This is a genomic window from Frankia sp. CcMO1, assembly GCF_977945845.1.
Genome location: NZ_CDWTMG010000316.1, coordinates 1 through 4,485, shown reverse-complemented (window position 1 = coordinate 4,485; position 4,485 = coordinate 1). Strand labels below are relative to the sequence as shown.

The window sequence follows — 4,485 nt, the reverse complement described above, 5'->3', positions numbered from 1 at the left end:
CCCCGATAAACTTCCCAAACAGGACCTAGGTTTGTCAGATCAGCCGCTTGGCTGATGGTTGACCGAGCTGTCACGAGCGCCAACGTTCAGCCCTGGCTTGTTGACCGGCAACCCTCGTTCGCGAAGGGGTGCCCCGGATGAGGACACGGCCGTGCCCCCGGGTGCGGCAAGCGCGGGCCCGTACTCCCGGGCCTGAGCCGAGGGAGCTGTGAAGCGAGCCGCTGGCGGTGCAGGGGGTTCGCCGCGCCGCGCGCCGGGCCCGCGTCCTCGAACTGATCGAGCAGGTCGGGCTGGACGAGAGCGTGCTCGACCGCCGGCCGCGCCAGCTGTCGGGGGGGCAGCGCCAACGGGTCGCGATCGCCCGGGCGCTCGCCCCGCGACCGCGGGTCATCATCTGCGACGAGCCGGTCTCCGCCCTCGACGTCTCCATCCAGGCGCAGGTGCTCGACCTGCTGGCCGATCTGCAGGCGCGGCTGGGGATCTCCTACGTCTTCATCTCCCATCACCTCGGCGTGATCTACCACGTCAGCGACCGGGTCCTGGTGATGAAGGACGGGCGGGTCGTGGAAGCCGGAGACGTCGAGGAGCTGTTCGCAAACCCCCGCCACGAGTACACCCGCAGCCTGCTCGCCGCGCTCCCCACCCTCGACGGCGCGGCGCTGCGCCCCCGGCCCGCCGACGACGGTGCCGCCGGACAGCCACAGTGAGAGACGAGCCGACCGACCTGAAAGGTTCGCGATGAGTGAGATCCCATTGGCCGTCCTCGACCTCGTCCCGGTCAGTGATGGCGGCACGAACGGCGAAGCACTGCGCAACACCGTCGATCTGGCCCGGCGGGCGGAGGAGTTCGGGTACGAACGCTACTGGTTCGCGGAACATCACCTCAATCCCGGCGTCCTCGGCGTCTCCCCCGCCGTCGCCATCGCCCTGGTGGCCGGAGCGACGAGGACCATCCGGCTCGGGTCGGCCGGGGTGCAGGCCGGACACCGCACCCCGCTGTCGGTGGTTGAGGAGTTCGGCCTCATCGACGCCCTGCACCCGGGCCGCCTCGACCTCGGGATCGGACGCTCGCCCAGCCGGCCGGCCCCCGGGCCCGGCGGGCCGGTGAACGACCCGGCAGCCGAACGAAGCCTGATCTCGGCGGCGGCGGCCTACTCCGCCGGGCTCGGCGGGGCGGACCACAGCATCGAGCAGCGGGCCGAGAACGGCCTGCTGATCCCCAATCGCTACGGCTTCCGCGGGCTGCTCGGCTCGTCGCGGCTGGGGCTGATGCTGTCGCTGCTGCAGCAGCCGAGCGCCTACACCCCGGACTACGCCGAGCAGATCGACGACGTCCTCGCGCTGCTGCGCGGAACCTATCGCTCGGCCGACGGCCTCCAGGCGCACGCCTACCCCGGTGAGGGCGCGAACGTGCAGGTCTGGATCCTCGGGGCATCCGGCGGATCGAGCGCCGCCGTCGCCGGCGAGCGCGGGCTGCGGTTCGCGGCCTCCTACCACCACAACCCCAGCACCGTGCTCGATGCCGTCGACGCCTACCGGGCCGCGTTCCGGCCGTCGGCGGAACTCGCCGAGCCGTACGTGTCGGTCTCGGCGGACGTCGTCGTCGGGGAGGACGATGCGAGCGCCGCACGGCTGGCCGCCGGCTACGGCCTGTGGGTCCGCAGCATCCGTTCCGGCGCCGGGGCCATCCCGTTCCCCAGCCCGGAGCAGGCCGCGGCGCACGCCTGGAGCAACGCCGACCGCGCGCTCGTCGAGGACCGGGTCACCACCCAGCTCGTCGGGTCCCCGCGAACCATCGCCGACCGGCTCGAGCAGCTGGCCCAGGCGACCGGGGCCGACGAGCTCGCCATCACCACGATCACCCACCAGCACGCCGACCGGGTGCGGTCCTACGAGTTGCTCACCAAGGAGTGGCGCCGACGCCGGGCGTGAGTAGGCCGGGATCGCACCTGCCCAGGTCTCCCCGGCCTCATCCGGCCTTTCCCGGCCTCCCAGGCCTCTCCTGACCTCCCTGACCTCCCTGACCTCCTTCGATCTTCTTCGGCCCTTCTTCGACGTCGAACAGAACCAGAATCTGACTATCGGCCTGACCGCGGCAGGCGCCGCCGCCCCGGTGCCGGCCACCGCCGGAAGGTGGCGGCCCGGCCCGGTGTTGTAGGTGACCGCGGTCGGCGTAGACGCCGATCGCGGATATCGCGGAGGTCTCGGCGCGGCGGGACGGCCGCGGCGGGACGGCCAGGGGAAACGGCGAAGGGAACGGTGGTTGTGGTGCCGAAGGCGTACGTCTACAGCGACCACGGCGGTCCGGAGGTGGAGGCATTCGCCGACCTCCCGATCCCGGTAGCCGGGCCGGGTCAGCTCACGATCGCGGTACGTGCCGCCGGGGTCAACCCCGTGGACTGGAAGCTGCGGGGCGGCCTGCGGCTGCCGGCCGCCCCGCCAGCCGTGTTTCCGGTCGTACTCGGAGTGGAGGCCGCCGGCGTGGTGACGCAGGTGGGCCCGGACGTCGACGGATTCGCCATCGGCGACGAGGTGTTCGGCAGCGCGCCGGGCGGTGGCTACGCCGAGTACACGGTGCTGACCGCCGGGGAGAGCGCGCGCAAGCCGGCGACGCTGCCGGTCGCGGCGGCGACCGCCTACGACGGCGTGCACCAGCTGGCCCTGCCGCCCGGCGCCACCCTGCTGATCACCGGTGTGGGTGGCGGCGTGGGAGTGGCCGCTGCGCAGATCGCCCGGCAGGCGGGCCTGACGGTCGTCGGCACCGCGAGCGCCGGCAAGAAGGACTTCGTCGAGGCCCTCGGCGTCGCGCACGTCGAGCCGGGCCCCGGCATCGCGGACCGGGTGCGGGCCGCCGCGCCCAGGGGGGTCGACGGAATCTACGATCTCGTCGGGGGCGAGACGCTGGACGACGTCGTCGAGGTCCTCGCGGACCGGTCGAAGCTCGTCACAGCCTTGTCCGGGGCGAGCGACCGGCACGGCGGGACGACGGTCCAGCGGGCCCGGGACAGCCGCGTGCTCGACGCGGTCGCCCAGCTGGTCGTGGACGGCGCGCTGGACCCGCTCGTGACCGCAACCTTCCCGCTGGACCAAGCCCCGGCGGCGCTGCGCGCGGTGGAGAACGGCCACGCCCGCGGCAAGATCGTGATCGAGATCGCCGCGTGACCGAGCTTGCCGTTCCCCGACGCCATGTCCCCGACCGGCAGGAGCCCGACCGGCAGGAGCCCAGGCGGCACGTGACCGGCCAGCACGTGCTGAACAACCCCGTCCGTTCCTCCCTCCTGGGTCCGCACGCGCATTTCGCCGAGCGGGTCGGTGACGTGCTGCGCTACCCGGTCAACGTGTCACCGTTCGTCGCCCTGCCGGACGTGCCCGACGAGGGCACCTGGCGCAACGCCGCAGCGATGCTCGGCCCGGGCGCGATCGTGCCGTTCACCGGCATCGACGCTTCCCCGCCGCCCGGCTGGGAAGAGGCAAGCTTCGACGGCGCGCAGCTCGTGGACGAGGGGGTCGACGCGTTCCCGGACGAGGAGGCCGTGCGGCTGGGGCCCGCGGACGTGCCGGAGATGCTCGCGCTGGTCGAACGCACCAAACCCGGGCCGTTCCTGCCCCACACGATCGAGCTCGGCACGTACCTCGGCATCCGGCGGGACGGCACGCTGGTGGCGATGGCCGGGGAACGGCTGCACCCGCCCGGCTGGACCGAGATCAGCGCCGTCTGCACGGACGCGGGCCACCGGGGCCAAGGCCTCGCGACCCGGCTCGTCCGCGCGGTCGCCGCGGGCATCCGGGCCCGCGGGGAAACACCGTTCCTGCACGCCGCGGCGACCAACACGAACGCGATCCGGCTCTACGAGTCGCTCGGGTTCCGGCTGCGGCGTGAGGTGACGTTCCGCGCCGCGCAGATACCGGATATCGAGCCGGCCGCGTAACCACCGCACCGGCCCGCGTGGCGAACGCCTTCCCCGCGGGCCGGTGCGGACCGCCGGCAGGCCATCCCCCGGTCGGACGACCCGCGCCGGCGCGACGACCGGCCCTGCCCGCGCTCGCCCCGTCCGACTACCGTTCAGAAGTGGAGGTACGCCGACGACCCAGAACGAGGGGGATGACGCGATGACCCCGCCGAACGCGGGCGCGCCGGCGCTCGTCACCGTGGCTTCACCGACCGATCGGACCGAGCTGGCCATGCCCACGACGCAGACACCGACCCAGACCACCGGGACCAGCATCAGGGTGGCATTCGCCTTCGACCATGCCGGTGGCGGGGTGCTGTCCCCCGCAACCTGCCTGTGGCTGCTCGGGAACGAGCAGCTCGGCCGGGTGGCGTTCCGGGCGGACGGGGAGGTCCTCGTGCTGCCGGTGAACTACGTGATGGACGGGGAGGCGGTGGCCTTCCGGACGGCCGTGGGCTCGAAGCTGACCGCCGCGATCGAGGAGGACGCGGTTAGGGCCTGTTTGGGAAGTTCATCGGGGCAGCCATTCGTTGAT

Annotated in this window: 4 protein-coding genes, 1 pseudogene and 1 riboswitch; all 5 genes and pseudogenes read left to right on the top strand. The window is 72.9% G+C overall.

The features are described from left to right. Nucleotides 1-68: 68 nt before the first annotated feature. A riboswitch (SAM riboswitch) is annotated at nucleotides 69-179 on the top strand. 36 nt (nucleotides 180-215) lie between these two features. Then, nucleotides 216-707: pseudogene (locus AC08OU_RS22870) on the top strand (ATP-binding cassette domain-containing protein); the annotation flags it as partial. 31 nt (nucleotides 708-738) lie between these two features. Further along, a complete protein-coding gene (locus AC08OU_RS22865; protein ID WP_476602151.1) occupies nucleotides 739-1,932 on the top strand; it encodes an LLM class flavin-dependent oxidoreductase in 1,194 nt (397 codons plus the stop codon). Between the two features lie 327 nt (nucleotides 1,933-2,259). Continuing rightward, a complete protein-coding gene (locus tag AC08OU_RS22860; protein ID WP_476602150.1) occupies nucleotides 2,260-3,162 on the top strand; it encodes an NADP-dependent oxidoreductase in 903 nt (300 codons plus the stop codon). After that, a complete protein-coding gene (locus AC08OU_RS22855) occupies nucleotides 3,159-3,929 on the top strand; it encodes a GNAT family N-acetyltransferase (RefSeq protein ID WP_476602149.1) in 771 nt (256 codons plus the stop codon). Before AC08OU_RS22860 ends, AC08OU_RS22855 begins: the two co-directional genes overlap by 4 nt. A 181-nt stretch (nucleotides 3,930-4,110) precedes the next feature. Beyond that, the coding region (locus tag AC08OU_RS22850) for a pyridoxamine 5'-phosphate oxidase family protein (RefSeq protein ID WP_476605766.1) at nucleotides 4,111-4,485 on the top strand (375 nt) is incomplete at its 3' end.

What these genes read in the sequence shown, in the direction of transcription:
- AC08OU_RS22865 (WP_476602151.1), top strand. Translation starts at nt 739, where the DNA reads ATGAGTGAGATCCCATTGGCCGTCCTCGACCTCGTCCCGGTCAGTGAT.